At 26.9% G+C, this 20,470-nt stretch carries 26 protein-coding genes; 18 read left to right on the top strand and 8 right to left on the bottom strand.

Translation table 11 applies throughout. From position 1 onward, the window contains the following. Genes AVBRAN12642_RS02045 through AVBRAN12642_RS02015 form a run of 7 tightly spaced genes read right to left on the bottom strand, consistent with a single transcriptional unit; the run spans nt 1 to nt 5,531 of the window. A complete protein-coding gene (locus AVBRAN12642_RS02045) occupies nt 1-351 on the bottom strand; it encodes a hypothetical protein (protein ID WP_267525052.1) in 351 nt (116 codons plus the stop codon). A 1-nt stretch (nt 352) separates the two neighbouring features. Beyond that, nucleotides 353-766 carry a nucleoside-diphosphate kinase gene (gene ndk, locus AVBRAN12642_RS02040; RefSeq protein ID WP_214116937.1) on the bottom strand — a complete coding sequence of 138 codons (414 nt, stop codon included), beginning with the start codon at nt 764-766 and terminating at the stop codon, nt 353-355. A gap of 54 nt (nt 767-820) precedes the next feature. Continuing rightward, nucleotides 821-2,431, bottom strand: coding sequence for a protein-disulfide reductase DsbD (gene dsbD, locus AVBRAN12642_RS02035; RefSeq protein WP_336607885.1), 1,611 nt, complete (start codon nt 2,429-2,431; stop codon nt 821-823). After that, nucleotides 2,428-3,087: a hypothetical protein gene (locus AVBRAN12642_RS02030; RefSeq protein ID WP_239803062.1), complete on the bottom strand. Its 660-nt coding sequence runs from the start codon at nt 3,085-3,087 to the stop codon at nt 2,428-2,430. The genes dsbD and AVBRAN12642_RS02030 overlap by 4 nt, the downstream gene beginning before the upstream one ends. Continuing rightward, nucleotides 3,080-3,643, bottom strand: coding sequence for a recombination protein RecR (locus AVBRAN12642_RS02025; protein ID WP_214116931.1), 564 nt, complete (start codon nt 3,641-3,643; stop codon nt 3,080-3,082). The genes AVBRAN12642_RS02030 and AVBRAN12642_RS02025 overlap by 8 nt, the downstream gene beginning before the upstream one ends. Beyond that, nucleotides 3,640-4,860 carry an ArsS family sensor histidine kinase gene (locus tag AVBRAN12642_RS02020; protein ID WP_336607884.1) on the bottom strand — a complete coding sequence of 407 codons (1,221 nt, stop codon included), beginning with the start codon at nt 4,858-4,860 and terminating at the stop codon, nt 3,640-3,642. Before AVBRAN12642_RS02020 ends, AVBRAN12642_RS02025 begins: the two co-directional genes overlap by 4 nt. Continuing rightward, the gene (locus AVBRAN12642_RS02015; protein ID WP_214116928.1) at nt 4,860-5,531 is read right to left on the bottom strand and encodes a response regulator transcription factor; all 672 of its coding nucleotides are present in this window, start codon (nt 5,529-5,531) and stop codon (nt 4,860-4,862) included. Before AVBRAN12642_RS02015 ends, AVBRAN12642_RS02020 begins: the two co-directional genes overlap by 1 nt. Nucleotides 5,532-5,609: 78 nt before the next feature. On the opposite strand from AVBRAN12642_RS02015, the gene dnaJ reads away from it, so the two are divergent. Then, nucleotides 5,610-6,701: a molecular chaperone DnaJ gene (gene dnaJ / locus AVBRAN12642_RS02010; protein WP_336607883.1), complete on the top strand. Its 1,092-nt coding sequence runs from the start codon at nt 5,610-5,612 to the stop codon at nt 6,699-6,701. Nucleotides 6,702-6,752: 51 nt separating this feature from the next. Here the strand turns inward: dnaJ and miaA are convergent, their stop codons facing one another. Continuing rightward, complete coding sequence (miaA, locus tag AVBRAN12642_RS02005; protein WP_336607882.1) at nt 6,753-7,622, bottom strand: tRNA (adenosine(37)-N6)-dimethylallyltransferase MiaA; 870 nt, start codon at nt 7,620-7,622, stop codon at nt 6,753-6,755. Nucleotides 7,623-7,678: 56 nt separating this feature from the next. Here miaA and AVBRAN12642_RS02000 point away from each other — a divergent pair, with 56 nt between their 5' ends. From AVBRAN12642_RS02000 to AVBRAN12642_RS01920, 17 genes are all read left to right on the top strand, one after another. Then, on the top strand, nt 7,679-8,542 hold the full coding sequence (locus tag AVBRAN12642_RS02000) for a UbiA-like polyprenyltransferase (protein WP_336607881.1): 864 nt from the start codon (nt 7,679-7,681) through the stop codon (nt 8,540-8,542). Then, entirely contained in the window at nt 8,542-9,030 is a 489-nt protein-coding gene (locus AVBRAN12642_RS01995) for a hypothetical protein (protein ID WP_214116920.1), read from the top strand. The genes AVBRAN12642_RS02000 and AVBRAN12642_RS01995 overlap by 1 nt, the downstream gene beginning before the upstream one ends. Then, the gene (locus tag AVBRAN12642_RS01990; protein ID WP_214116919.1) at nt 9,020-9,532 is read left to right on the top strand and encodes a helix-turn-helix domain-containing protein; all 513 of its coding nucleotides are present in this window, start codon (nt 9,020-9,022) and stop codon (nt 9,530-9,532) included. Before AVBRAN12642_RS01995 ends, AVBRAN12642_RS01990 begins: the two co-directional genes overlap by 11 nt. 9 nt (nt 9,533-9,541) lie before the next feature. Then, entirely contained in the window at nt 9,542-10,510 is a 969-nt protein-coding gene (gene moaA, locus AVBRAN12642_RS01985) for a GTP 3',8-cyclase MoaA (protein WP_214149883.1), read from the top strand. Next, complete coding sequence (locus tag AVBRAN12642_RS01980; protein WP_336607880.1) at nt 10,510-11,241, top strand: 7-carboxy-7-deazaguanine synthase QueE; 732 nt, start codon at nt 10,510-10,512, stop codon at nt 11,239-11,241. The genes moaA and AVBRAN12642_RS01980 overlap by 1 nt, the downstream gene beginning before the upstream one ends. Continuing rightward, nucleotides 11,238-11,816: a 6-pyruvoyl trahydropterin synthase family protein gene (locus AVBRAN12642_RS01975; protein WP_336607879.1), complete on the top strand. Its 579-nt coding sequence runs from the start codon at nt 11,238-11,240 to the stop codon at nt 11,814-11,816. The genes AVBRAN12642_RS01980 and AVBRAN12642_RS01975 overlap by 4 nt, the downstream gene beginning before the upstream one ends. Beyond that, nucleotides 11,816-12,202 (top strand): hypothetical protein, encoded by a 387-nt coding sequence (locus AVBRAN12642_RS01970; RefSeq protein WP_336606707.1) that lies wholly within the window; start codon nt 11,816-11,818, stop codon nt 12,200-12,202. Before AVBRAN12642_RS01975 ends, AVBRAN12642_RS01970 begins: the two co-directional genes overlap by 1 nt. 12 nt (nt 12,203-12,214) lie before the next feature. Continuing rightward, complete coding sequence (locus AVBRAN12642_RS01965; protein ID WP_214116907.1) at nt 12,215-12,604, top strand: hypothetical protein; 390 nt, start codon at nt 12,215-12,217, stop codon at nt 12,602-12,604. Then, nucleotides 12,588-13,247: a 16S rRNA (uracil(1498)-N(3))-methyltransferase gene (locus AVBRAN12642_RS01960; protein WP_214116905.1), complete on the top strand. Its 660-nt coding sequence runs from the start codon at nt 12,588-12,590 to the stop codon at nt 13,245-13,247. The genes AVBRAN12642_RS01965 and AVBRAN12642_RS01960 overlap by 17 nt, the downstream gene beginning before the upstream one ends. A 57-nt stretch (nt 13,248-13,304) precedes the next feature. Beyond that, entirely contained in the window at nt 13,305-13,505 is a 201-nt protein-coding gene (gene rpmE, locus AVBRAN12642_RS01955; RefSeq protein WP_214116903.1) for a 50S ribosomal protein L31, read from the top strand. Next, on the top strand, nt 13,505-14,317 hold the full coding sequence (rsmI, locus tag AVBRAN12642_RS01950; protein ID WP_336607878.1) for a 16S rRNA (cytidine(1402)-2'-O)-methyltransferase: 813 nt from the start codon (nt 13,505-13,507) through the stop codon (nt 14,315-14,317). The genes rpmE and rsmI overlap by 1 nt, the downstream gene beginning before the upstream one ends. Next, nucleotides 14,314-15,000: a TrmH family RNA methyltransferase gene (locus AVBRAN12642_RS01945; RefSeq protein WP_214116899.1), complete on the top strand. Its 687-nt coding sequence runs from the start codon at nt 14,314-14,316 to the stop codon at nt 14,998-15,000. The genes rsmI and AVBRAN12642_RS01945 overlap by 4 nt, the downstream gene beginning before the upstream one ends. Then, nucleotides 14,993-16,018, top strand: coding sequence for a hypothetical protein (locus AVBRAN12642_RS01940; RefSeq protein WP_336607877.1), 1,026 nt, complete (start codon nt 14,993-14,995; stop codon nt 16,016-16,018). Before AVBRAN12642_RS01945 ends, AVBRAN12642_RS01940 begins: the two co-directional genes overlap by 8 nt. Further along, nucleotides 16,018-16,812, top strand: coding sequence for a hypothetical protein (locus AVBRAN12642_RS01935; RefSeq protein WP_214116895.1), 795 nt, complete (start codon nt 16,018-16,020; stop codon nt 16,810-16,812). The genes AVBRAN12642_RS01940 and AVBRAN12642_RS01935 overlap by 1 nt, the downstream gene beginning before the upstream one ends. Next, a complete protein-coding gene (locus AVBRAN12642_RS01930) occupies nt 16,812-18,056 on the top strand; it encodes a homoserine dehydrogenase (RefSeq protein ID WP_214116893.1) in 1,245 nt (414 codons plus the stop codon). Before AVBRAN12642_RS01935 ends, AVBRAN12642_RS01930 begins: the two co-directional genes overlap by 1 nt. A gap of 94 nt (nt 18,057-18,150) precedes the next feature. Next, nucleotides 18,151-19,347, top strand: a complete 1,197-nt coding sequence (locus AVBRAN12642_RS01925; RefSeq protein ID WP_214116891.1) for a NifS family cysteine desulfurase — start codon at nt 18,151-18,153, stop codon at nt 19,345-19,347. Next, nucleotides 19,347-20,315 carry an iron-sulfur cluster assembly scaffold protein gene (locus tag AVBRAN12642_RS01920; RefSeq protein ID WP_214116889.1) on the top strand — a complete coding sequence of 323 codons (969 nt, stop codon included), beginning with the start codon at nt 19,347-19,349 and terminating at the stop codon, nt 20,313-20,315. The genes AVBRAN12642_RS01925 and AVBRAN12642_RS01920 overlap by 1 nt, the downstream gene beginning before the upstream one ends. The last annotated feature ends 155 nt before the right edge of the window (nt 20,316-20,470 follow it).

The raw sequence follows: 20,470 nt of genomic DNA, 5'->3' as shown, positions 1-20,470 counted from the left end.
TTATTTACATTTTTGACAATAAAAATAATCGCTTAAATATAAAGCTAATTCGCTTTTTAATACTTCAATTAAGTCTATTTCACCATCATAAAATTCCATAGTGTCGCTTAATTCGTTTTCTTCATCTTTAAATACACCATCGCTTAAATCTAAATTAATTTTTTCATTAATTTCAATCTCAATTTCAGCAGCACAACTATCACAATAATGAATTACATTGCCTACTAAAACTGCGTCTAGCGTAACTATTTTATTATCTTTTCTCTTTAAAAAGCCTTCTAATATTAAATTATCAAAATCTAATTTAAAAGGGTATTTTACCGAATTAATTTTACTAAAAGCAATTTTCATTTTAATTTATTTCAAGTTTATTAAAGAAAAACTCTATTTCTATTTTAGCATTTTCTAAACTATCACTACCATGAACTGCATTTGCGTCAATACTTTCAGCAAAATCAGCTCTTATTGTTCCCTTAGCTGCTTCTTTTGGATTAGTTGCTCCCATTAATTCACGATTTTTAGCAACTGCATTTTCGCCTTCTAACACAGATACTACAACAGGACCACTAGTCATAAATTCAACTAAATCTTTATAAAATGGTCTTTCTTTATGAACTGCGTAAAATTCTCCTGCTTGTTCTTTTGTTAAATAAAGCTTTTTAATAGCCGCAATTCTTAAGCCATTTGCTTCAAAACGACTTAAAATTTGACCTATAACACCTTTCTTAACAGCGTCAGGTTTAATGATTGATAAAGTTCTTTGCATTAAATCTCCTTAAAATAAAAGCTCATATTATACAAAAATAAATTAATTTAAGCTTTAAAAATTAAGTTCTTTTAATAAAGTTTTTGCATCAACTAATCCTATTATTTGTTTTAGCACTTCGCCTTTATCGTTTAAAACAAGTAAAACTGGTGGTCCAAAAACCTTATAAGTCTCTGCCATTTCTTGCTCAAATTGGTTTGGGTTAGTTAAATCTATTTTAATTAAATTGTAATTTTTCAACTCATTTATAACTTCTTCATTTTTAAAAGTAGTATTTTGCATAACTTTGCAGTTCTCACACCAACTAGCAGTAAAATATACAATATTTTTTGAACTTAGATTTAATTTTTCTTTTGCTTGTGTGAATTCTAAATTCTGTTGAGAAATATTATTACTTGGATTAAAAGTTTTGTTTAATAATATAAAACTATAAGCTAATATTAAAACTAAAATAATTTTAAAAAATAAAAAGAATTTGTTCTTAGTATTTTCAAATAAGCCAAAAAATACTACAAAACTAATACCAAGTAAGGCATATAAGACATTTGTAATATTCTCATTTATTATTCTTTCTAAGAAAAATATTGCTATTCCTAATAAAATAAATCCAAAAAATTTATTAACATATTGCATCCAAGAGCCAGTTATAAATTTAAAACCAAAACCAATTGCTATTAGTGGAATTCCCATACCTATACTCATAAAAAATAATGAAAAAGCTCCAAGTAATACATCATTGCTATTTGCTACATAAATTAAAATTCCAGCAAGTGGTGCAGCTACACAAGGTCCTACTATTAAAGCACTTAAGACCCCCATTAAAAATACTCCGATAATTCCACTATATTTTGAGCTTTTTTTATTTACGCTATTTACAATAAAGTTAGGCATTTTTAGTTCAAATAAGCCAAACATTGATAATGATAAAATTACAAAAATTAAAGAAAATAGAATGATTACAATTGGATTTTGAAAAAATACTTGAACTCCACTTCCTACTAAAGCTGCTATTATTCCTGCTATTGTATAGCTAATAGCCATTCCTAATACATAAATAATGCTTGAAATTATTGGATTTTTACCACTACTTTTTGCCAAAATACTAGATATTATAGGTATCATTGGTAGGGTGCAAGGTGTTAAAGATAATAGTATTCCTGATACAAAAAAAGTTAAAATATTTATTAAAAATGAAGAATTTAAAAGCTTGCTTTCATATTCGTTTTGTGTAGATTGTTTTTCTTTTTTTAGTTTTAAAGCTTCTTTGTTATCGTATTCTAAAACCAATTTATCATTTTGATAATTAAAAGACGCTACAAGTGGTTGATAACATAATCCTTCAGTAGAACAACCTAAATAAAAAATTTTAATATTGTCATTATTTTTTAATGTAAAATTTGGGAAATCAAATTCTAAAGTATTGTAAAAGACTTCAACATTATCCTTTAATACCGCATTGCTTAAGTCAAATTTATTTGTGATATTTTGGTTGTTTAATAAGACTTTTATTTCGTTTTTATATAAATAAATATCAGGATTTAGATTAAGTTTTATAAAATTTGCTTGAGAATTATTTTCAAGTTGGAATTTAAATGCTTCATTTGGCGGTAGTGGATTTGCAATTGCTAATACGCAAAATATTAAAATATTTATAATAAATTTCATTGTTTTTTCCTTGTTTTTTTATATTGTATAAGAGTAAAACATATGATTGTAAAAATAATAAATAATGTGCTAAAAATAATTAGTATTTTTTCTTTATCGTTATAACTTGCCTTTATTTTTTTAAAGTTTTTAATTTTATCTAAATCAATAGTGCAACCATAATATACATTTAAATTTTTATCTTTTTTGATATAAGTTATTATATGTCTTATTGAGTAGTTAGTCCAAAAAATATTAGCTTTCGTATATCCTTCATCTTTTATTTTTGCTAATAGTTCTTTTATATAAAATTTATTATTTGTGTCTTTTTCTAAAAAAATATTTTGATGCTCATAGTCCTTAGAATAATGAGCTATATAAAATCCTAACTCATTAAAAGCATAGGCTTTTTCTTGATAATTATCAAAATTAATCGTATTAATTTCTTTTTTGATTAGATTAATTTTTTCTTTATAATTTAAAGAATTTGGAAGATTTTTTGCATAATTATCTATTTTATCTACTATTGCTTTTGCTTGTTTTGCGATGATATTTTTAGTGCCTTCATTGTCTTTTAGTTGATAGTTTTTATCAAGTGTAATATAAACATCTATGCTATTTAATATTACGCTAATACAGGCTAATAATGAAAATAATATAATAGTTTTTTTACCCATCAATACTTACCCTATTTAAAATTGCACTACTTAAAGAGTGAATATCAATATCTTGAATTTTAATACCATTTGGAACGCCTTGAGCGATTTTGCTTACTTTTACATTGTAGTGTTTAAAATAATCTTCTAAATAAAAGCACATCGTATCCGTGCTAACGCTTGGTGTGTAGGCTAAAACCAGTTCTATTGTATTGTATTTGCAAATCATTTTTTCTAATTTTTTTAAATAGTATTCATTGGTTTTTGAAAGTATAAAATATCTACCTTCATATACTTTACATTCATCTATAAAAAATACATCTTTTGGGCTTTCTACTAAGCAAATTGTATTATCTAATTCATCATTTATGCAATAATCACAAAGTTCATTTTCACTTAAGCAACCACAAATAGAACATTCTTTTATATTTTTTTTAGCATTTTCTAAAGAATTCATTAGTTCTTCTAATAAATTTTTATTTTCATAACACAAATAATAAGCCATTTTTAAAGAAGTTTTTTTGCCAATTCCTTGAATTTTTCCTATGCTTTTGCATAAATTATCAAAATGTATCACAATATAATCCTAAAGTTATGATAGCCATCATCGTAAAAATATTTAAGCTCAAATCCTTGAGTATCACAAATATATTTTATTAAATAAAGTCCTAATCCAAATCCACTTTGCTCTACATTACCCCTTGCAAATGGTTTAAAATACTCTTCTGTATTAAAGTCTTTTTCTTCTCCTATGTTTTTTACATTAATATATTCTTTTTGAAATTCAATTATACACTTATGGTTGCTTGAGTATTTAATAGCATTATCTAATAGATTTTTAATTAATATTATAAACAAAGCTCCATCTACTATTATTGTTCTATCTTCGTTCATTTTTACATCAATAATTTGTAAATTATCTAAATATAAAGCACTGATTGATTGCTCTAATAAATATGAATACGAATATTCTTTTAAGACTACTTCATGGTTTTTAGATAATATTTCTTCTACTTGCTTAAATTCATTTACTAAAGCATTCATACCTTTAAATACACTTATTAAGATTTTTTTATTTTTTTCGCTTTCTGGCATAGTTGCTGCAAACATTCCTTTAGCAATAGGTGTTTTTAACTCGTGCATAATTGCTCTTAAAAAAAATCTTCTTGCCAATACTAATTCATTATTTTTTTTAGTAGCTTTATTAAATTCTTTAGTTAATAATCCTATTTCATCATTTTTATAATAAGAAAAATTGCTATTTTTTCCGTTTGATAAATCTCTAATATGTCTTGTAAGACCCTTTAATGGTTGAATTAAATTATAACAATATATTAAAGAAGCAAAAAACATCATAATAATTAATGATATTAATAATTTAATTAAACCATCATTTATATTATTATTGTGGGTGTTTTCATAAACTTTTAATGAATTGTTTTTTTGATTTATGAGTTTTAAATAATATTTGTCTTTATAAACAATTCCTTGAATTAGTCCAAAATTAGTTTTATGGTCTATTGGTTTATCATTGCTTGTGCAAAGCTCACGCATAAAACGCTTGTCTGTGATTTCTTGAAAATCAATATCTTGTAAGTATTTATCAATTTCTACACCAGCACCGCTAGCATACAATTTATTAATAGCTAATATTGCAAAATAAAGCCTACTTATACTTTCAGCTCTTAAAGCCTTATTGGAGTATTGAGTTATTTGTATAATAGCTGTAATAGTAAGTATAATGCTAATAGCAAAAACTGCTATTAGCTTACTAAGAATAGAGTGTAACAGCATTAGCCAAGAAGCTTATAACCAATACCACGAACAGAGAATATATGTTTAGGGTCTTTTGAACTATCGCCTATCTTACTTCTTAATCTTCCTATAATTACATCTAAGCTTTTGCTATCTTTTTCTCTTAATGACCTACAGCTATTAGCTAGCTCATCTCTTGATACTGAATAGCTATGTCTTTTCACTAGATAACTTAATATATCATATTCAGCCGGTGTTAAGCTTAGTGGTTTTTTATCATAGTAAATTTCATGTTTTTCATGCTCAACTTTGAATAATGTGCTTACTTCTTCTTCAGGTGGTAGTAAGCTTTTTTTGTATCTTCTAACAAGTGATGATACCCTTGCTTGTAATTCAGTTGGCTCATAAGGTTTTGGTAAATAATCATCAGCCCCTAATCCAAGTCCTAAAACCTTATCACTTGTATCCCCTCTAGCGCTTGAAATGATAATAGGAATATCATACTTCTTGCGAATTTCCTTGCATACTTCTAATCCATCCATTCCAGGTAGAGTTAAGTCTAAAATTAGACAATCATAATTACTAAAGTTAGCAGTTAAACCTTCAGCAGGAGTGCTGTAATTTGTAACTTTTATGTTAAACCTTGCTAAAAACTCTGTAATCAACTCAGCGAATTCCACTTCGTCTTCAATCATAATTACATTAATCATTTTTTCACCTTTATTTATTAAAGTCTTTCCATTTTAACAATAATTAATTTATAAATGATAAATTGCAAAAGGAAAAAGATGCGTGACTTTTATGAAATTCTAGGAGTTAGTAAAAATGCTAGTTCTGAAGAAATTAAAAAAGCTTATAGAAAATTGGCATTGAAATATCATCCTGATAGAAATCAAGGCGATAAAGATGCTGAAGAAAAGTTTAAAGAAATCAATGTAGCTTATGAAACCTTAAGTGATGACACTAAAAGAGCTAGATATGATAGATACGGCGAAGCTGGTCTTAATGGTAGTTCAGGTGCTGGTGGCTTTGGATTTGAAGGATTTTCAAATTTTAGTGATATTTTTAGTGATATTTTTGGTGGCTTTGGCGATAGTGATGATGAAGAAATTGATGAAGATTTATTTATTACTCTTGAATTAGGTTTTAAAGAAGCTATTTTTGGTTGTAAAAAGAAAGTTAATTATTCTTATAAAGCAAATTGTATTAAGTGTGATGGAACAGGCTCGGCAAGTAAAACTACAACTACTTGCTCAAGATGTAATGGCAAGGGCAAAATAGCTATTAGAAAAGGCTTTTTCCAAATGGTTAGCACTTGTGATGTGTGTGGCGGTAAAGGTAAAGTAGTAAAAGATAAATGTTCATCTTGTCAAGGTAGTGGAAAAGAAAATAAAAAAGAAGAATTAGAAGTAACTATTCCTGAAGGAGTTGATAACGGAGTAACTTTAAAATGTTCTAATAAAGGAAATGAGATTAATTCTAATGAGCGTTCTGATTTGTATATAAAACTTCGTGTAGCAAGAGATGATAGGTTTGTTAGAAAAGGTGATGATATTTATATAGATGTTCCAATCTTATTTACCCAAGCAGCTTTAGGTTCTACCATCATTGTGCCTACTATTAGAGGAGAAGCTAGTATTCAAATTCCATTTGGCTTAAGCGATAAACAACTTGTAAAAATTAGTGGCGAAGGTGTTAAAAACCATCATACAAGAAGAACAGGGGATCAATTTGTCCAACTTAGTATTATGTATCCAAAACATATAAATGCAGAACAAAAAGAATTATTAGAAAAATTAAATGAGAGTTTTGGTATCAAAAATGATGCTAAAGAGCAACAACACGGGATATTTGATACTATTAAATCTTGGTTTAAATAATTTTTATTTTAATTCAAATTCTTTTTAGAATTTGGATTAAAAATATTTTTATTAAAGTGAGCTTAAAATACTTTCATATGCGTTTTGCAAATCTTCTTCGCTTTTTATATTAAATATTTTTGCATTAAATTTTTTATTAAAAGTTCTTTGTCTTTTTGCTAGTTGTCTTGTGTGAATTGTGATTAAATCTTCTAATTCGTCTTTAGATATTTTTTGATTAAAACAATCAATTATTTCTTTAGCTCCAATAGAGTTTAATGCTTTTGTATCACCATAAATCTTATATAAATTTATAACTTCATCATAAGCATTTAAGCTAAGCATTTGTTTAGTCCTTAGCCTAATTCTTTCGTTTAAAATATCTTTATCCCATAAAATATCGTATATTTTAATCTCTTTAATAAGTGCTTTTTGAGTATTTGCTTTTAGCCAAAGGCTAGGAATTTCATTTGTGCTTTTATAAATGCTATACCATTTATTTAGCCTATAAGTATCATTTGCTGATATGTTTGAGTTTTTATCAATTTTTAGCATTAGATTATAGATTTCATCAAGGCTTAAATTATGATTAATATCATTAATTTTAGGGCTTAATCCATCAAGCATTGCTTTTAGATAAAATCCACTTCCACCTGTTATAATTAGATTTTTGTCATTATTTTTTGCAAATTCTAAAGCCTTTTTGTATTCATCAAAATAAAGCCCTACATTATAATTTTCATTTACGCTAATTAGATTTATTCCAAAGTATTTAATCTCTTCTAGCATTTGATTATCTGGCTTGGCATTTATAATATTTAATTCTTTATAAAGACATAAACTATCAAGGCTTAAAATTATAGAATTTGAAGCTTTAGCAAGTTTATGAGCTAGGTTTGTTTTGCCACTTGCAGTTGTTCCTATGAGAGCAATTTTTTTCATCTTTATCCTTAAATCTTAATTAAAATATTATAAACTAGATTAAAAACGGAAGAGTTATGAATAAATTAAAAAACATTTTAGAATTAATCGTATTTAAGCATAGTATTTTTGCTTTACCTTTCTTAATTATTTCAATGCTTAGTGCTATAAAATTATATGAATTAAGTTTATCATCAATTTGGCTTAATTTTATCTTAGCTATTTTTTGTGCTGTTTGTGCTAGAAATTACGCAATGGCACTTAATAGATTACTTGATGCTGATATTGATATTTTAAACGAAAGGACAAAAAATCGTCCTAGTGTAGATGGTAGAGTAGGGCGTGGGAATTTGGTTTTATTTATAATCGCAAATGCTGTAATATTCGTGCTTTTAGCGTATTTTATAAATACTACTTGCTTTTATCTTAGCTTTTTTGCCTTAGCTTTACTTGGTTCTTATTCTTTATTTAAGAGATTTTCTTATTTAGCTCATATTATTTTAGGCTTATCTTTAGGATTTGCTTGTGTAGCAGGTGAAATTGTGCTTACAAATTCTATTAGTGCTTATTCTATTGCTTTATGTTTTGCGGTTTGTTTTTGGACTGCTGGGTTTGATTGCTTGTATGCTTTGCAAGATTTAGAATTTGATAAAGCAAATAATTTATTTTCTATACCATCTTGTTTTGGTAAAACGGCTACTTTATTTATAGCTGCGATTTTTCATTTGATTGCATTTTTGTTTTGGTTTGTTTTTTTAGTTAGTGTAAATGCTGGATTTTATGGATTTTTAGGATTGATAATCGTAGGAATTTTATTAATAATAGAGCATTTTATAGTGAGAAAAAATACAGAAAAAATAGAAAGAGCTTTTTTTGATATAAATGCTATTGTTAGCATAGTGTTTTTGATATTTTTTATAATAGATTTAAAGGTTGGCTAATGATTATGTATGAAGCAAGATTTAGGATTGATTATCAAGAATGTGAAGAATTAGAAGATAGATTTTTACAAGAATATAATGCTATTAATTATCATAAATCTTTACAAGATTATAGGCACAGAGCTAGTAAAATGGATATGTATCCTGAAGATAAATTGTTTTTTGAAATGCTTTGTGATATTAAAAAAGATTTATTAGAGATTAAAAATCTTAAAAAAGATGAATTTATAAAATTAGATAATAGCACCTATTCAAATTCAATAAATTATGAATATATTCGTGTTGAAGATAGTTTAAAACCTAATCAAACATATTATGCAAGGCTTGTTTTAGTTGATAGAACTATATCTTGTTTTGTTAGTGCAATTGATGAGCATACTTTTAAAATCACTCAAATTAAAAGATATGATACAGAAGGGCTTAATTTATTTGTAGCTGATATTCAAAGGAATTTAATTAATATTAAAAAGGAAAAAAATGGGGATTGATTTATTAATTTATATTGTATTTATAATTTTTATAGTTTTATTATTTGTTTATGTAAGACTTAGTTTTAGAGATTTAAATGATAAATTAGATGGGGTTTTAAAGGCTATTGATGAGAATTATAAATCTATTCATAGACTTGAAAAAGATGTAGAAAAATTAAAACTAGCAGAGATAAATAACGCTAAACAAAATGATTTTAATGATAATATTATGCAAAATTGTGAGTTTTTAATACATTCAATTATTGATGAAAGAATTAATGAGCTAAATAGTGATTTAGGTATTATTCAAGAAAGTATTCAAGAAGTTACAAAAAACCAAGATAGTAGAATTGCAAATTTAGAACTTGCAAACGAGCCAATCACTAGGCTAAGTCCTAATGAAGACGCTGAAAGAATGCAGATTTTAAAACTTTTTGGAGATGGTAAAAGCGTAGAAGAAATAGCGTTACTTCTAAACAAAAGCCCACAAGCAATTAATATTATTTTAAAAAGTTTATAAGGACTAAAAATGTTAATTGATTCGTATGGAAGAAGGATAAATTATTTAAGAATTTCACTTACTCAAAGATGTAATTTCCGTTGTCTTTATTGTATGCCAAAAGTTCCTTTTAATTGGGTTCCTAAAGAAAATTTATTAAGCTATGAAGAATTATTTTTATTTGCAAAATTATGTATGGATAAGGGTGTAGATAAAATCCGTTTAACTGGTGGAGAACCACTTGTAAGAGCTGATTTGGATAAATTCATAAAAATGCTAATTGATTATAAGAGCGATTTGGATTTAGCACTTACAACTAATGGATTTTTATTAAAAGAACAAGCGGCAAAATTAAAAGCAGCAGGACTTGTAAGAATAAATGTATCTCTTGATACTTTAGTGCCACAAAGAGCAAAATTAATCTCTCAAAAAGATATTTTAAAAGAAGTTTTAGAAGGTATAGAAGAAGCCTTGAAAGTAGGGTTAAAAGTAAAGATTAATTGCGTTCCTTTAAAGGGTATTAATGAAGATGAATTAATTGATTTGATTATGTTTTGCAAAGAAAAAAATATTCAAATAAGATTTATTGAATTTATGGAAAACGAACACGCTTACGGACAATTATGTGGATTAAGAGAAGCTGAAATACTAGATAAAATCAAGCAAAGATTTAGCATAAATGCACTTGAGAAAGAACCAAATTCTCCTGCTAGTTTATATAAAATTGATGAGTTAGATTATGTGTTTGGTGTGATTAATCCACACAAGCACGATTTTTGTGATAGCTGCAATCGTTTAAGACTTAGTGCGGAAGGATTTTTGATACCTTGCCTTTATTTTGATGAAGCTATGAGTATTAAAAAGGCTTTAAGAAATAAAGATATTAATAAGGCTTTAGAGATTTTAAATACGGTTTTAGAAAACAAACCTGAGAAAAATAAATGGAGCGAAGAAGATAATAAAAGCTCTGCTAGGTCGTTTTCACAAACGGGTGGATGATGAAATTAGTTGAAGAATTTTTAAGTATTCAAGGTGAAGGGATATTTGCAGGAAGACTTGCTTATTTTATCCGTTTTGCGGGGTGCAATTTCTCTTGCTATGGATTTGGAGTTGTTAAGAGCAAAAATAATAAAACATTAATTGGTTGCGATACTTTAAGAGCTGTTTATACTAATGAATTTAGCGATGAGTATAAGGAATTTGAAACAGGAATTACAATTCAAAAAATCAAATCATTTAAGCACAAACCTATGATAGTAATTACTGGTGGAGAGCCTTTAATTCATCAAGAAAATCCTAAATTTATAGAGCTTTTAGAATATTTGGTAAAAAATGAATATTTAGTGCAGTTTGAGACTAATGCTAGTATTTGTTTAAAAGAATACGATTTTTATAAAAATTGTTATTTTGCAATGGGAGTAAAACTTGCAAATAGCAAAATGCCAAAGGAAAAAAGAATAAAATATGAAGCAATTAATTCAATTTTAAAGCTATCAAAACAAGCATTTTTTAAAGTCGTTTTAGATAAAGCGGATTTAGAAGATAATCAAGAATTATTTGAATTAAGAAATGCTTATAAAGACGCTAATTTTTATCTAATGCCAAAAGGTGCTACTAATGATGAATTAAGAGCGAATGCTAAGAGCGTTTTAGAATTTGCTATTAAAAATGGCTTTAATTATACAGATAGGATACATATTAGAATTTATGATGATTTGGAGGGTGTATGAGAATAGGTAAATTATTTGAGTTTGAAAATGCTCATATAGTTAGGTTTTGTAGTTCAAAAAGATGTAAAACTAGCATTCACGGACATTCTTATAAATTAGAATTAATTTTATATGCAAATACTCTTGATAAAGCGGGAATGGTTTATGATTTCGGGCTTTTAAAGGGAAATATTAAGCAAATAATAGATGCGTTTGACCATAGCACTTGTGTTTATAAATACGATGATTTAGAGTATGTAAATGATATTAAAAAGCATTCAGCTAGGTGGGTTGAGCTACCTTGTAATATCAGTGCAGAAAATCTTAGCATAGTGTTTTTTATATTAATTTCTAAGATTTTACAAAATTCAAAAATGCACAATGATGAGAATGTAAGAGTAGATAAAATCAGACTAAATGAGACTAGAACAGGCTGGGCTGAATGTGAATATGATGATGCTTTTTATAATGATGAGCCTATAATTAATTTAAATGAAATAACTTTTTCTAAGGCGATTTTAGAAGATTTTAGTGATATAAATTTATTTGAAAAAATTAAAAATAATGAGATTTTTATAAATCCAAAGGAAGTTTAATGAGTATTATTGGCATTCATATGTTTTTTGTGTATTGCTTGGTAGCTTTAGAATTTTCTTATTTGTTTATTTCTCAATGTTGTAAGGATATTAATAAATTTATTTCAAGAATTTCAATTATTAGTCCAATACAAATTATAGCCTTAGTTTTGGTGTTATTAAGTGGTATGTTTATTGAAGCTACTAAGGCATTTTTTAATTTTAAGATTTTTTTATTTTTAAGTTGGATTTTGATTTTTTATCTTAGCATTAGACAGCTTGTAATTTTTAATAAGATAAAAAAAGCAAAAAAAAGCTTTAATTTTAAATTATTCAGTATTGTTTTTGAGATATTAAAAATATTTTTAATCATATTTGCTGGTGTTACAAATTCTTTATTATTTTAATCGGAGTTTTTAATGAGTGATTTTATAAGTGTGCATTTGTTTTTTGTATATATTTTAATAATTTTAGAACTTTTATATTTTGTTTTTTCACAATATTTAAAGGACATTCATAAATATATTTTTAGAATCAGAGTGCTTTTGCCTGCTTATTATACGATAATTGTTTGTGTGTTTTTTACAGGCATTATTATTGAAGCTATGAAAGGCTTTAATGATTTTAGATTTTTAATGCTATTTGCTGTTATTTTAATTTTAGGAATTTCTATATTTCAATTTATTAAATTTAAAAAATATAGAAAAAGCAAAGAATATTTAAAATTTAAAAAATTAAGTTTATTTTTAGAGCTAATAAAATTATTTGCTATTTTAATTGCAGGATTTAACAATGTTTTACTATTTTAATGATTTAGCAGGTAGTGAAGAAATTGTTTTAGATAGTGAATTAGTATCTCATTTTAAAGCTAGACGAGAACAAATAGGAAATATAGTAAATATCAGTAGATTAGATGGGTTTTTGTATAAATATGAAATAATATTTATGCAAAGAAATAAAATCATTTTAAAAATGCTAGAACAATGTGAATTTAAAGCAAATAAAAGTGGTGTAAAAATTGCACTTGCTATGATAGAAATTGATAGTATTTTTGAAATTGCACCTTATTTAAATGAATTAGGATTAGAAGAATTATTTTTAGTTTATACAGATTTTTCTCAAAAATCTTATAAATTTGATGATAAAAAATTAGCTAAACTTGAAAAGATTTTGCATAATTCAAGCTCACAATGTGCTAGGGCTGATATTTTAAAAATCACAATTTTAAATAATTTAGCCGAACTTAAAAAACTTTATAATGATTTTGTTTTAATTGATTTTAATAAAAATGATTTATGCGAGTTTAATAAAGATTGTTTATATGTAATTGGCCCTGAAGGTGGTTTTAGTGAAAAAGAAAGGAATTTATTTAAAACTCAAGGTCTAAAAATTACAAATATTTTAAAAGCAAAAACAGCCATTATAAGCATAAGTTCAAAAATTTTAATGTAGATTTAATGTAATTTAAGATACAATCACAGCTTTATTTATGCCAAAAAGGAAAATATTATGAAAAAAGACATTCATCCAGATTATAAAAAATGCACTGTAACTTGTGCTTGTGGAAATACTTTTGTAACTAAATCAAATAAAGAAGAATTAAGAGTAGATATATGCTCAAGTTGTCATCCATTTTTCACAGGAAGTGAAAAAATCGTAGATGCTGCAGGTAGAGTTGAGAAGTTTAAGAAAAAATATTCAATGCAATAATGCTTTATTTCGTTCCTACACCAATAGGAAATCTAGGCGATATTTCATATCGTGCTTTAGAAGTCTTACAAGTTTGCGAGTTAATTTTTTGTGAAGATGTGCGAGTTTGTAAGGCTTTACTTAATTTATTAAGTAGTAAATATAATATAGAATTTAATATAAATAATTTCATATCACTACATTCACACAATGAAAAAGATTTTGATTTTTCTAAAATTGATTTTTCTAAAAATATAGCTTATTTGAGTGATGCAGGTATGCCTTGCATAAGTGATCCTGGAATTTCACTAGTAAAATATGCTCAAGAAAATGATATAAAATATAGTGTTTTGCCTGGTGCAAATGCTGCTATTACTGCACTTGTTGCAAGTGGGTTTTCTGATAAGGAATTTATATTTTTAGGATTTTTAAATATCAAAAAAAATCGTCAAGCTCAAATAGAAAATGCTCTAAATCAAAGCTATCCGACTATTATATATGAAGCTCCTACAAGGATTTTGGATTTAGTATTAGATATTGCAAAAATTGATGAAGATAAAGAATTATTTTTAATTAAAGAAATATCAAAAATGTATGAAAAAACATACAAAAATACTGCTAAAAATCTAGCAAATATTTTAAAAAATGAGAATTTAAAAGGCGAATGGGTAGTGGTTATAAATAATGAAAATTCTATTTCAAATTCTAATATAAATTCTCAAGATATTTTAAATCTTAATATAAGTTTAAAAGATAAAGCGAAATTATTGAGTAAATTAAATGGGCTTAGCCCAAAACAAAATTATGAAAATTTATTAAAGAGTGAAAAATGATAATTTACGGCAAACAAGTGCTAATGCACTATATTACAAAACATCCTGAAAAAATAGAAGAAATATATTTGGCAAAAGATTTAGATAAAGATAGCTTTAGACAAATTACAAAATTAGGCAAAAAAATCCATAAGTTAGATTTTATTAAAGCTCAAGCAATGGCAAAGGGTGGAAATCATCAAGGCTATTTAGCAAAAGTTAGCGAATACGAATTAGCAAATATAAATGAGTTTAAAAAATTTGAAAAAATTGTTTTATTGCACGAATTAAGCGATGTTGGAAATATAGGTTCAATTGCTAGAAGTGCTTATGCTTTAGGGTTTGATGGGATTATTCATTCAGGAAATAATATTAATATAGAAGCAGTTATGCGTTCTAGTGCTGGTGCTTTACTTGAATTAAAATTAGCATTTACTAAGGATATTTTAAGCTTGGTTAATGAATTTAAGCAAGTTGGTTTTAGCTTTTATGCTGCAAATAATTCAGAAAACGCTAAAGAGCATAATAAAATAAAATATGCTACAAAATCGGTTTTAGTTATGGGTAGCGAAGGTAATGGACTTAGTTCTAAGATTATTAAATCTTGTAATGAAGAAGTAAAAATTACTATGAAAAATAATTTTGATAGCCTAAATGTTAGTAATGCTTTTGCTATTTTAGGCGATAGGATGATAAATGAATGAAGTAGATTATTTAAAAAGTTTTTCTGTTAAAGAAATAGCTTTAAAAACTCACTTAGATGAAGCTAGAATTAAAGCAATAATTAATAAAGATTATGAGAATTTAAGTAGTGTTAATATTGCAATGAATATAAAGATTTTAGAGCGTGAATATAATATTGATTTTAGCGAATGGTTAAATGAATATAATGAATATAAAAACAATCATTTTAAGGACAAAAAAAATTCTTTAAAAGTAAAACCTAAAGTAATGGGTTATAACTCTGATAAGGAATCAAATAGTAATTTAGCTTATTTTATATATCTTAGTTTAGCTACTATTATTGTAATAGCTGGGGTTTTTTATTATTTTAATTATTATGATGAAAATTCTCAAGAAGTAGTAGAAAATACCACAACTCAAGAAAAACCAATAGAAGAATTGCAAGTAAATCAGCAAGAAAATTCTACACAAACCAAAACTCAAATAGAACCTATTAAAGAAGTAAAAGAAGAAATAAAACCAGCTACTCCTTTAGTAGAGAAAAAGCTTGAAGAAGTAAAAGAAGATAAAAAGCCTGAAAATTTAGAAGAAAGTAAGATAAATACAAAAGAAGAAACAATTCAAATTCCAGCACAAGTAGAGCTTATTCCTGAAATAAAACCACAAGAGATTAAAACTCAAGAAGTTAAAGTTCAAGAAGTAAAATCTAATGAAATTAAAGAAGAAAAAGCAGAGATTATAGAGCCTAAAGTAGAGATTAAAAAAGATAATAAATTATTATTAAGTCCAAATTCTAAGGTTTGGGTTAGTGTTAAGAATTTAAAAACAAAAGAAAATAAAAATTATATGATAGTAAAAAGTGCTAGTTTTACTCAAGACTCTTTAATTTTTGTTGGTAATAACTTATTCACCCTTGAATTAGATGGTTCTAAGATAGAATTACCTACCACAAATGATGCTAGATATATTTTATTTAAAGATGGAAAAGTTACTTTTTTAAGTCAAAAAGAATATACAAAATTAGATAAGGCAAAATAATGAAAAAATTAATATGTTTATTTGTATTAGCTAGTTTTTCATATGCTACTTCTTCTTATGAAATAGCTTCAAAATTAGTAAATGACGATAGCAAAGATGCAAAGCTTAGATTATTATTTCCTAGCGGGTCTTATATGCAAGGAAATATGCCAAATATTAAAGCAATTACTCAAGTTTTAAAAATGAATTCTTTATTAACTTATGCTTATTCAAACGCTACAAATATGCAAATTAAATTTAGCGCAAAGGCAAAAGCAGGGATATTTTTAAAGGCTATTACAAAAGCTTATGAGCAAATAGGAATTAATTATTATTTAGTTAGTGAATATGTAAAAAATAATGATGAAATTAGTGTTGCTTTTACGATTAATTCAAAATTTAGTATAGACCCAGGTGCTTTATACGAAGCTTTAAAAAAGACAGGAGTATATATAATAGATGCTAGAAGAAATCAGAATGAATTTAGTTATGAACTTGATTTTAGTAGAGCAAATATACAAGCTGATTTTGAATTAAATAAAGGCGATTTATTAGAGCTTACTAAACCACTTGATGCGTATTTTATAAAAGTGAATAATATTTCTAAGCTCGTAATTGATAGAAATTTAAATAATATTTGGTATCCAAAGATTGAATTTTTAGATAAGAATTTAAATCTTATTTCAACTTATAAAAGTGAAAATAATTTTAAAGAATTAAATGTAGCAGTTCCTAAAATGTGTGCTTATATGATAGTAGGAGATGCTTTTACGCTAGAAAATATTAGATTAGGATTAAATATAAAGGGAATGTAATGAAAATAGCTTTATTAGGGTATGGAACGGTTGCTAGTGGTGTAGCAAAATTAATCAAAACAAATTCTGAATTAATTCAAAAAAGACTAGGCAAAAAATTAGAAATTTCTTTAGTTTATACAAGAGAGCATAAGGCAAATTGTCCTTATACTCAAACAAGTAATTTTGAAGATATTTTAAATAGCGATTGTGATGTAGTGTGCGAATTAATGGGCGGGACTACATTTGCTTATGAGTGCATTAAAAAAGCTCTTGAAAAAGGAAAACATGTAATAACAGCTAATAAAGCTTTACTTGCTTATTATCGTTACGATATTGAAAATATGCTAAAGCCTAATCAATATTTTGGCTATGAAGCAAGTGTTGCTGGTGGTGTGCCCATTATTAAAATTATCAAAGAAGGTTTAAGTGCGAATAAATTTAATTGTATTAAAGGTATATTAAATGGCACTTCAAATTACATTCTTACAAAAATGCAAAATGAAGGCTTAAGTTATGAAATAGCTTTAAAACAAGCTCAAGAATTAGGCTATGCAGAGGCTGATCCTACATTAGATATTAACGGAATGGACGCAGCACATAAACTAACCATTTTAGCAAGTCTTGCTTATGGAGTTAATATAAAACCTGAAGATATTTTGGTTCAAGGAATTGATAAGATTAGCAATGATGATTTTTATTTTGCTAAAGAATTTGAATTTGGAATTAAGCTTTTAGCAATTGCAAAACAAAATAATGATAAGGTAGAAATTAGAGTTCATCCAACATTAATAGATAAAAATCATATCTTAGCTAGTGTAAATAATTCTATGAATGCTATTTTACTTAATGATAATGCTTTAGGAGAGAGTTTGTATTATGGAGCAGGTGCAGGAAGTCTTGAGACTGCTAGTGCTGTTTTAAGCGATTTAATGCAAATAGCTGATAATAAAACTCGTAAAATGCTAGGATATAATGAATTACCAGTGGTATCTTTAGTATCAACTTGCGATATAACTTCTAAATATTATTTAAGATTAAGTGTAGATGATAAGATAGGTGTTTTAAACAAAATTACAAGTTTAATGAGTAATAATGAAATTAGCATAGATAGTCTAATGCAACGCCCATCAAAAAATCAATCAAGAACGATTTTTATTACAACTCATCTTGCAAATGAAGCAAAAATCAATAAATTATTGCAAGAATTACAAGTTCAAGAATTTGTAAAAGATGAAATTAATTTAATAAGAATAGAAGAATAGTAATTCATTTAATAATTTGGAATATTATTTATAAAAGATAATTTTTATCCCATTTTAAAAAATGGATAAAAAAGCTTTAGGAAAAGGAAAGGTTATGAAAGAAATTTATTTAGACAATAACGCTACTACTATGATAGACCCAAGCGTTTTTGAATTAATGAAGCCGTATTTAGAAAATATATATGGTAATCCAAATTCACTTCATCGCTATGGTCAAGCTACTCATAAAGCATTAAATGATGCTTTAAATAAATTATATAGCGGATTAGGAGCGAGTGATTTAGATGATGTGATTATTACATCTTGTGCTACTGAAAGCATAAACTGGGTTTTAAAAGGAATTTATTTTGATGAGATTTTAAATAAAGATAAAAACGAAATCATTATAAGTGGGGTTGAACACCCAGCAGTTGGTGCAGCCTGTGCTTTTTTAGAAGCTAGATTAGGTGTTAAGGTTAAAACTTTACCTGTAAATAGCGAAGGCACTTGCAATGTTGATGATTTAAAAGCAATGATAAGCGATAAAACAGCACTTGTGAATGTTATGTGGGCAAATAACGAAACAGGAATGATTTTCCCTATTAAGGAATTAGCTCAAGTTGCACATGAGCACGGAGCTTTATTTCACACTGACGCAACCCAAGCAGTTGGTAAAATAAAAGTTGATTTTAGAAGTGCAGGAGTTGATTTTGCGTCATTTTCAGCACACAAATTCCACGGGCCAAAAGGCGTTGGTGGTCTTTATATAAAACAAGGTTTAAAACTTACTTCATTACTTCACGGCGGAGAGCATATGGGTGGTCGTAGAAGTGGGACATTAAATGTAGCTGGAATAGTTGGAATGGCAGAAGCATTAAGACTTGCTAATTTAATGCTTGATTATGAAAATTCTCATATAAGAAGATTAAGAGATAAATTAGAAGATGAGATTTTAACAATTCCTGATGTTAGTGTAGTAGGAAGTAGGGCAAATAGAGTTCCTAATACTATTTTAGCAAGTATTAAGGGTGTTGAAGGTGAAGCGATGCTATGGGATTTAAATAAGGCTGGAATTGCAGCAAGTACAGGAAGTGCTTGTGCTTCTGAAACTCTTGAGAGTAATCCTATTATGGAAGCAATAGGAGCTGAAGCTGATTTAGCTCATACGGCTTTAAGATTAAGTCTTAGTCGTTTTAATACAGAAAGTGAAATTGATTACGCAGCAGAACAAATTAAAGCAGCAGCTAAGCGTTTAAGAGCAATTTCTAGCACTTACGCTTATTCTCCAAGCTGGCTTAAAAAGGATAAATAATGGCAAAAAATAATTTAATAAGTGGTTCAATTTGGGATGAATATTCACAAAAAGTTCAAGATTTAATGAATAATCCAATTCATATGGGTGAGCTTACAGAAGAAGACGCAAAAGCTACTAATACAAGATTAATAGTTGCTGATTTTGGAGCTGAAAGTTGTGGCGATGCTGTTAGGCTTTATTGGTTAGTAGATGAAGCTACTAATATTATTAAGGACGCAAAATTTAAAAGCTTTGGCTGTGGGACTGCAATTGCTAGTAGTGATACAATGGCAGGACTTTGTATAGGTAAAAGTGTTGATGAAGCTGTAAAAATTACAAATATAGATGTGGAATTTGCAATGCGTGATAATCCTGATACTCCTGCAGTTCCACCTCAAAAAATGCATTGCAGTGTAATGGCGTATGATGTTATAAAAGCTGCAGCAGCTCAATATAAAGGTATTAACCCTGAAGATTTTGAAGATGAGATTATAGTTTGTGAATGTGCTAGAGTAAGCCTAAAAACTATTAAAGAAGTAATAAAATTAAATGATTTAAAATCAGTTGAGCAAATTACTCAATATACTAAAGCAGGTGGCTTTTGCAAATCTTGTGTAAGACCTGGTGGTCATGAAAAAAGAGAGTATTATTTGGTTGATATATTGGCTGAAACTAGAGCTGAAATGGATAAAGAACGCTTGAAAAAAGCTAATTTAAGTGATAATTTTGATGATTTAACCGTTGTAAAACAAATTAAAGCAGTTGAAGAATTATTAGATACTGAAATTCGCCCAATGCTACATATGGATGGTGGAGATTTAGAAGTAATTGATATTCAAAAAAGTAGCGATGGAATGTGTGATTTATATATTAGATATCTAGGCGCATGTAGTGGCTGTTCTAGTGGAAGCACTGGGACATTATATGCTATTGAAAATATTCTTCAAGAAAATCTTAGTCCAAACATTAGAGTAATTCCAGTGTGATTACAAAATAGGAAATATTTTTATTTCCTATTTTAATTTTTCTTATTACATATCACTCATAATATTGCTAAAGAATTTAAAATCAAGTATTTTAAGAAGTAGATATATTGCATATAAGTAGCAATTTTTTAAAAATTTACTTGATTATAAAATAG

The organism is Campylobacter sp. RM12642 (genome assembly GCF_020137635.1).
Classification (GTDB): Bacteria; Campylobacterota; Campylobacteria; order Campylobacterales; family Campylobacteraceae; genus Campylobacter_E.
The sequence above is the reverse complement of the archived record's forward strand: the minus strand, read 5'-3'. Positions and strand labels throughout refer to the sequence as shown.

What these genes read in the sequence shown, in the direction of transcription:
- AVBRAN12642_RS01935 (WP_214116895.1), top strand. Translation starts at nt 16,018, where the DNA reads ATGAAAAAATTAATATGTTTATTTGTATTAGCTAGTTTTTCATATGCT.
- AVBRAN12642_RS01995 (WP_214116920.1), top strand. Translation starts at nt 8,542, where the DNA reads ATGATTATGTATGAAGCAAGATTTAGGATTGATTATCAAGAATGTGAA.
- AVBRAN12642_RS02015 (WP_214116928.1), bottom strand. Translation starts at nt 5,531, where the DNA reads ATGATTAATGTAATTATGATTGAAGACGAAGTGGAATTCGCTGAGTTG.
- AVBRAN12642_RS01925 (WP_214116891.1), top strand. Translation starts at nt 18,151, where the DNA reads ATGAAAGAAATTTATTTAGACAATAACGCTACTACTATGATAGACCCA.
- rsmI (WP_336607878.1), top strand. Translation starts at nt 13,505, where the DNA reads ATGCTTTATTTCGTTCCTACACCAATAGGAAATCTAGGCGATATTTCA.
- dsbD (WP_336607885.1), bottom strand. Translation starts at nt 2,431, where the DNA reads ATGAAATTTATTATAAATATTTTAATATTTTGCGTATTAGCAATTGCA.
- AVBRAN12642_RS01965 (WP_214116907.1), top strand. Translation starts at nt 12,215, where the DNA reads ATGAGTGATTTTATAAGTGTGCATTTGTTTTTTGTATATATTTTAATA.
- ndk (WP_214116937.1), bottom strand. Translation starts at nt 766, where the DNA reads ATGCAAAGAACTTTATCAATCATTAAACCTGACGCTGTTAAGAAAGGT.
- AVBRAN12642_RS02030 (WP_239803062.1), bottom strand. Translation starts at nt 3,087, where the DNA reads ATGGGTAAAAAAACTATTATATTATTTTCATTATTAGCCTGTATTAGC.
- AVBRAN12642_RS01960 (WP_214116905.1), top strand. Translation starts at nt 12,588, where the DNA reads ATGTTTTACTATTTTAATGATTTAGCAGGTAGTGAAGAAATTGTTTTA.
- AVBRAN12642_RS01975 (WP_336607879.1), top strand. Translation starts at nt 11,238, where the DNA reads ATGAGAATAGGTAAATTATTTGAGTTTGAAAATGCTCATATAGTTAGG.
- AVBRAN12642_RS01970 (WP_336606707.1), top strand. Translation starts at nt 11,816, where the DNA reads ATGAGTATTATTGGCATTCATATGTTTTTTGTGTATTGCTTGGTAGCT.
- AVBRAN12642_RS01990 (WP_214116919.1), top strand. Translation starts at nt 9,020, where the DNA reads ATGGGGATTGATTTATTAATTTATATTGTATTTATAATTTTTATAGTT.
- rpmE (WP_214116903.1), top strand. Translation starts at nt 13,305, where the DNA reads ATGAAAAAAGACATTCATCCAGATTATAAAAAATGCACTGTAACTTGT.
- AVBRAN12642_RS01940 (WP_336607877.1), top strand. Translation starts at nt 14,993, where the DNA reads ATGAATGAAGTAGATTATTTAAAAAGTTTTTCTGTTAAAGAAATAGCT.
- AVBRAN12642_RS02020 (WP_336607884.1), bottom strand. Translation starts at nt 4,860, where the DNA reads ATGCTGTTACACTCTATTCTTAGTAAGCTAATAGCAGTTTTTGCTATT.
- dnaJ (WP_336607883.1), top strand. Translation starts at nt 5,610, where the DNA reads ATGCGTGACTTTTATGAAATTCTAGGAGTTAGTAAAAATGCTAGTTCT.
- AVBRAN12642_RS02045 (WP_267525052.1), bottom strand. Translation starts at nt 351, where the DNA reads ATGAAAATTGCTTTTAGTAAAATTAATTCGGTAAAATACCCTTTTAAA.
- AVBRAN12642_RS01980 (WP_336607880.1), top strand. Translation starts at nt 10,510, where the DNA reads ATGAAATTAGTTGAAGAATTTTTAAGTATTCAAGGTGAAGGGATATTT.
- AVBRAN12642_RS01930 (WP_214116893.1), top strand. Translation starts at nt 16,812, where the DNA reads ATGAAAATAGCTTTATTAGGGTATGGAACGGTTGCTAGTGGTGTAGCA.
- AVBRAN12642_RS01945 (WP_214116899.1), top strand. Translation starts at nt 14,314, where the DNA reads ATGATAATTTACGGCAAACAAGTGCTAATGCACTATATTACAAAACAT.
- AVBRAN12642_RS02000 (WP_336607881.1), top strand. Translation starts at nt 7,679, where the DNA reads ATGAATAAATTAAAAAACATTTTAGAATTAATCGTATTTAAGCATAGT.
- AVBRAN12642_RS01920 (WP_214116889.1), top strand. Translation starts at nt 19,347, where the DNA reads ATGGCAAAAAATAATTTAATAAGTGGTTCAATTTGGGATGAATATTCA.
- miaA (WP_336607882.1), bottom strand. Translation starts at nt 7,622, where the DNA reads ATGAAAAAAATTGCTCTCATAGGAACAACTGCAAGTGGCAAAACAAAC.
- moaA (WP_214149883.1), top strand. Translation starts at nt 9,542, where the DNA reads ATGTTAATTGATTCGTATGGAAGAAGGATAAATTATTTAAGAATTTCA.